At 57.6% G+C, this 5,331-nt stretch carries 4 protein-coding genes; 1 reads left to right on the forward strand and 3 read right to left on the reverse strand.

Annotation, left to right across the window (positions count from 1 at the left end):
- Positions 1–170: 170 nt before the first annotated feature.
- The 3 genes from SGJ19_24550 to SGJ19_24560 are packed head-to-tail and all read right to left on the reverse strand — an operon-like array spanning position 171 to position 4,293.
- Positions 171–1,124, reverse strand: coding sequence for a toll/interleukin-1 receptor domain-containing protein (locus SGJ19_24550; GenBank protein ID MDZ4783429.1), 954 nt, complete (start codon positions 1,122–1,124; stop codon positions 171–173).
- Positions 1,125–1,153: 29 nt separating this feature from the next.
- Complete coding sequence (locus tag SGJ19_24555) at positions 1,154–2,482, reverse strand: GYF domain-containing protein (GenBank protein ID MDZ4783430.1); 1,329 nt, start codon at positions 2,480–2,482, stop codon at positions 1,154–1,156.
- Complete coding sequence (locus SGJ19_24560; GenBank protein ID MDZ4783431.1) at positions 2,479–4,293, reverse strand: NAD-binding protein; 1,815 nt, start codon at positions 4,291–4,293, stop codon at positions 2,479–2,481. Before SGJ19_24560 ends, SGJ19_24555 begins: the two co-directional genes overlap by 4 nt.
- Before the next feature lie 394 nt (positions 4,294–4,687).
- Here SGJ19_24560 and SGJ19_24565 point away from each other — a divergent pair.
- Positions 4,688–5,331: IS1380 family transposase (locus SGJ19_24565; protein MDZ4783432.1), on the forward strand; the 644-nt coding region annotated here is incomplete at its 3' end.

The following is a 5,331-nucleotide window of genomic DNA, read 5'->3' on the forward strand; positions in this document are numbered from 1 at the left end:
AGCACTAGGCTCAGAACTCACTCTAGAGATTCTTCCTCGCTACTTTCGGAGCCTGGATGGCCTGTACAGAGTCAGGCCGATTTGCATTGAGGGGGCTATTCACGGCCAGAAATAAATCGCCGCTCATCGACTCAATTACTGGCATTCGGACAAAGTGCAGCGGATGGGGCTTACCGAGCCTGCACGCCCAGCATCCGCCCGACGATGCTCCAGGCGTTCGTGATGATGGCGAGCGCTGTCATCCCGATGCCGACAAGCCCGCCCAGAAGTCCTCCCCAAAAGAAACTGTTGACATGCATCGGCCTCAGGATTCCCACCGTCACAAACGACGAGAGCACAAACACGAGCGGCACGAACAGCGCCCAAAATGGAACCCACGGTCCACCGTAGAGCCGATCGCGGCGAATTTTCAGGGCATGGCCCACGATCGCGAGCAACACTAAGAACGGCACGCCGATTACGATCGGGAGCACGAGTCCCCAAAACAACCCTTCCGTCAGAGCCGGATAAACCCCCACGAAGGTCGCTCGTTCTCCAATGTGGCTCCCCTGCCACGCACCGAGTAAAAACCCCACAGTGGCGACGACCACCTTTGCCTGGGCTTCGGGAGTTTGCAAGCGTTCCGGTCCCAAGAGCGGCGTGGAAACAAGACGTGAGCAGAGCGTGTCGATCACAGGGTCCGGATACTCATGGTAGTACCGCACTCCGTTATTTAGCTTCAGCCCTTCAATCACCGGATTGTTTGGAAGTTGTTCGGCGAACCGTTGGTGGGCAACCAACAGAGGAATTACGTTAACACCGGTGCCGAGAGCCCGAGCTACCTCGTGATACACCACGGAATCCGCGTCCTTGCACCGCTCAACATAATCCTCGGTAACAATTGCGATGAAGTCGGAGCACTCATCCACGCGGCGTTGTAATTCATCGCTCCAGCTTCCTGCGCCCAATGTGTCAACGTCCAGGAAAACATGGTAGCCTCTGATAGTCAGCTTCTCGGCTAGAAACCGAGCTAGTTCGGCACCTCCCTGTCGGCGATAGCTGACAAAGATGTCGCACGCATCTGGAGGCGTTTGTTTTCCATGCGCACCCGGCTGAGGCGGGATCGGTGGTGGCGTATTCGACATGGAGCGGTCTCGATTGAATTAGGCGTTAACTACAACTTTAGTGATTTGTTTAGTATGTCATCTACCCGCTTGCGGGTTCGATCCATCTCCATTTTACCAGGGTCCGCTGGCCCAACACCGTGTAAGCTGATCCCCGACAGCCGCTTCTCGCACGCGAGAACGCCGTCCTCTGTCACTCGCGTTCCCGCCAACATGACTTGGCCAGGAAACGGCTCGACCATCAGTTCCAACCCAGAATCGGTGACCTGAGTTTCCTCCAATACGAGACGCATCATTTTCAACCGCAGGATAGAGGGCAGCGTCTGGTCCGTGACCTTGGTGCCTTTGAGGTTGACTTCCTCCAGTGATTTCCCCACCGCGAACGCCGAGAATCCCTGGCCACTGACCGCCGTGCCTTCCAAATGTAGTTCCTTCAATTGCTGCATGCCGGCCAGATGTCGCAGGCCAGCGTCGGTGATTTTCGTCTGATTGAGATAGAGCCGCGTCAGCCCCGGACATTTGGCGACGTGGGTCAAGGCCGCATCAGTGATCGCCACACCGTTCAAGTGCAGACGGTCGAGCTGCTTCAGAGTCGCGAGGTCCGCCAGGTCGGCGTCGGTAACCGAACTGCGCGAGAGATCCAGGTTCGACAGCGTCATCCCCGCCAACTGCTTCAGACTCCGTGAAGGCAGTAGCGATTCCTCGAAGCTGATGTAGAGCCCGTCACCCAGCGGCTTGATTTGTGCCAGATCGTCCGCAGTAATCTTGCGATCTATCAAGAGCAGCATCCGAGTCTCACCGTCACCGTGCGTCTGCAAATAACGGGAGATGTCGGCATCGACCGGTCTGGCAGAGTGTTCACGAGCTGTATCAGACATGAGTTCGTCGGCCTCGCCCAACGCGTTCAAAGTGTTACTTAATCCCGTCCTGAGTTTATCCAAGTCCTTGTGAACCTTTTCTAGCGACTCCTGCATTGTGGCCTCAGCTGTCCGTCCCCGGCGCTGCGAAGCGAAGTACAGCCCTCCCACGACAACCACACAAGCCGCGCCCCCAACGACGTACCACAACACGTTGTTCTGACGTCGGCGTTGGGCGCTCTGTCGAGCATGCGGACGAACAACGGTTTGATCCGGATTAAGTGGTGGCGGAACACCTGGGAACAACTCCCGGAGATGAGTTGCAGGCTGCCAACTTGACCAACCCTCAGTCCAGATACGGTCGTTGGCTTGTAATTCTCCCGCTGCCACCATTTGGCGCAGTTCTTCAAGAGAAGTCGGACCAATCTGCTTTTCGTCGCGGACATAATAGTACATTTCAGGTTCCTCTTGGTTCAGATCTCGGCGCGGGCGTCCACCTGTGGTTTCTTTATCTTGGGTCATGTGACCCTTTTGTCGCGGACGATCACTTGTCCGACAAGTCGCAAGTGATCTGGGATATTTCGCATGGGGTTACGGTCGTAGTCACGAGTCTTTTCGTCGAGCTCATCCCACGGGACGAGGTTGGGGTGCAGCTTTTTGGCATCGTCGCGCGGTCCACGACGCCAATTGTTTAGCCAGCGATTGGCATTCCAACGTTGATGCTCCATCTTGGCCAGGATCTCGATCTCTTCCGCGGACCATGTGGCTAGCTCGCGGCCTTGTAATTCATCTTGCTGCACCGCAATGCAACCGACCGCGCGGAGCTTCACTGAGATGTGGTCCGCTTGGTCGCGACTGGCTTCTTTGAAATCTTCCGTCAGTTCGGCCCAATCCCGCATGGCTGGAAACTTGATGGGCGAATCGCCGTCCGCAGTTCGCTTGCGGACGTACTCCTCATGGATGGCTTTGGCCAAGATGTCGAGTTCCTCTTGAATCACCATCTTTGAACTTCCGGCGCGAGCCAGTGAACCGAACGGAATGAGCCGCGGACGACGCTCGTTGGTTTTCAAGAGGTTGGCGAGTTCCTCGCGACGGCACAAACGCACGAACACCGGTACGTCACGTTCGCCGACGACGGGCGGCAGCCCCAATGCCAGCGGCAAGGGTTGATCCTCGTCAGTGGGACCGACAACCAGTGCGGTAATCGCAGTCTCGTCGCCGACCCAACGTTCAATGTCGGCCACGGTGTCCGAGTGATCGAGGTCACGAGACACGAATTCGAGTTGGCACACATTGTCGATGTGCGGAAACCGACAGCGGAGCCGCTGCCCGTGCAATGCCGCGTCGGGATCGACGACGATTACTCGCGGGCGATGCAAGTTCGCGAAATGCCCCAGCCGCGCCGTCTGTAACAACAGGCACTCGCTTTCGCGCGAATACCCCAGCAAGACCAACTGCACGACGCTGGTCGAATCGGGCGAAATGGGCAATCGGTCGAGCGGATGCTCTTCGAACAACAAGCGAGCATCATTGAGTAGCACGTCGAAGCGGCGATGCTCGACTCGCGAGCCGGCGTTCGCATGCGAGCTCGACGCCGCCAACAAACCGAACAGCCGATGATCGACACAATGAACGTGGATCACCAGCCGAGCAAGCTTCGACGAACGACGATCACGACAGGCCTCGCTTGCGGCTGCGGCGATCTCCACATTGGCGGCATCATCACCATACGCAATCAAGAGCCGATTGGCTCGGTTCACTCCCGCATTCACCAGCGTCTGCGGATGCGAGGCGTCTCCCGCAACGATGTACTCGCCAAGAACGCGGAGTTTCTCGACGTCACGATTCTCAGCCTCTCGCTCGACTACGACAACACTTTCGCCCTCAGCAAGTAAGTCGATAGCCAGACGGGATCCTTTCTGATCAGAACCACAAACGATGACATGGCTCCGCAGCAGAAACCGCACTGAAACGGCTTCCCACTGTTGTCGAAACACCGCCGCCACCGTTTTTAACACCGCCCCTGAGAATGCCGCGACGGCCAGCACGCGAGCGATCTCCAATTCCCAACCGATCGGTTCTGAAGAGGCTCCGGCATTGAGCACCAACATTTGCAACGCCATGAAAATCAGCGTGGCGATCGAATACTGCTTGTCGGGTTCAGTGATCGTCAGATTCTTGGCAAAGCCAACGGTTCCCAACAGCACGGCCGCCACCGCGACCACGACTACGATCCCCCAACCAATGGCCACATGATGACGGCGATAGGTCTGTCGCCATTGAGAGAAGAGCCGCCGGTGACGAGGTGATTGAAAATCGACGTTGTGTTTCATGGCGGCACAGAATATCGGGTCGATCGTTTCGCTCACAGACTGTACTGCGGCTGACGCAACGTAGTTCAAAATTGCCGCTGATGCGGTTTTGGGCGATGAGTCTCCTTGGCCGAGGTGGGGCCAATCAACGCCCCCGGGAAACAACCGGCAGGCCGTGGAATAACGATTCCGACAATTTCGGCCAGCGGGTTGCCCAGCAATCTTGGCCACAGCTCGATCATAAGGCGTGGTCTGCCGGGAGAGACGGGCGGAAGCCGCCACCCTAGCCCTGATCCAAGCGAGCTTCGCCTCGCGTGATCGACGCGGCGCATAAAAAACTCGAACACCTTCGAGGCTTTCGGCCGTTAGAGATGGTGTTGAAGAACATCTCACACCGAGGCACGGAGGTTTTCGAGTGAACGCCAAGATACGAAAGAGTCTCGCGAATCGCAAGCAAAGGATCGCACGGCGACTGAAGCAAGCGGAGCGATGCGGAACGGATCGGCCAGAGTTCTCGGCAACGAACATTCAATACGATGTTGCGGAGCGAACGCGGGCGATCTCGTGTGGTGGAATCGGCGCGGCGCAGCTGTTCGTCAAGCGGCTCGGCCTCGACCGGGCACTCGACGAGCGGCTCGATCTCCTCAAGGTGCATCTGCCCTACCAAGAGTCGGACCATGTTCTGAACTTCGCCTACAACCATCTTGCGGGTGGTACGCGGCTCGAGCATTTGGAGCTTCTGCGAAACGATGAGGCCTACCTCGATGCCATCGGTGCCCGTCGCATTCCCGATCCGACGACAGCAGGCGACTTCTGCCGTCGCTTCGACGTTGATCGCATCGGCATCTTGCAGGACATCTTCAATGAAACTCGTGCGAAGGTGTGGCGGCAGCAGCCTGCCGACTTCTTCAAGGAGGCCGTCATCGATGCCGACGGCACGATGGTCGAGACGACCGGCAAGTGCAAGGAGGGCATGGACATCAACTACAAGGGCCAGTGGGGCTACCACGCCCTGGTGCTCTCGCTGGCCAACACCGGCGAGCCGCTCTACGTGGTGAA

This window comes from Planctomycetia bacterium, from assembly GCA_034440135.1.
Taxonomy (GTDB): domain Bacteria; phylum Planctomycetota; class Planctomycetia; order Pirellulales; family JALHLM01; genus JALHLM01.

Excerpts from the sequence above, each read along its gene's own strand:
- SGJ19_24550 (MDZ4783429.1), bottom strand. The coding sequence starts at position 1,124 with ATGTCGAATACGCCACCACCGATCCCGCCTCAGCCGGGTGCGCATGGA.
- SGJ19_24555 (MDZ4783430.1), bottom strand. The coding sequence starts at position 2,482 with ATGACCCAAGATAAAGAAACCACAGGTGGACGCCCGCGCCGAGATCTG.
- SGJ19_24560 (MDZ4783431.1), bottom strand. The coding sequence starts at position 4,293 with ATGAAACACAACGTCGATTTTCAATCACCTCGTCACCGGCGGCTCTTC.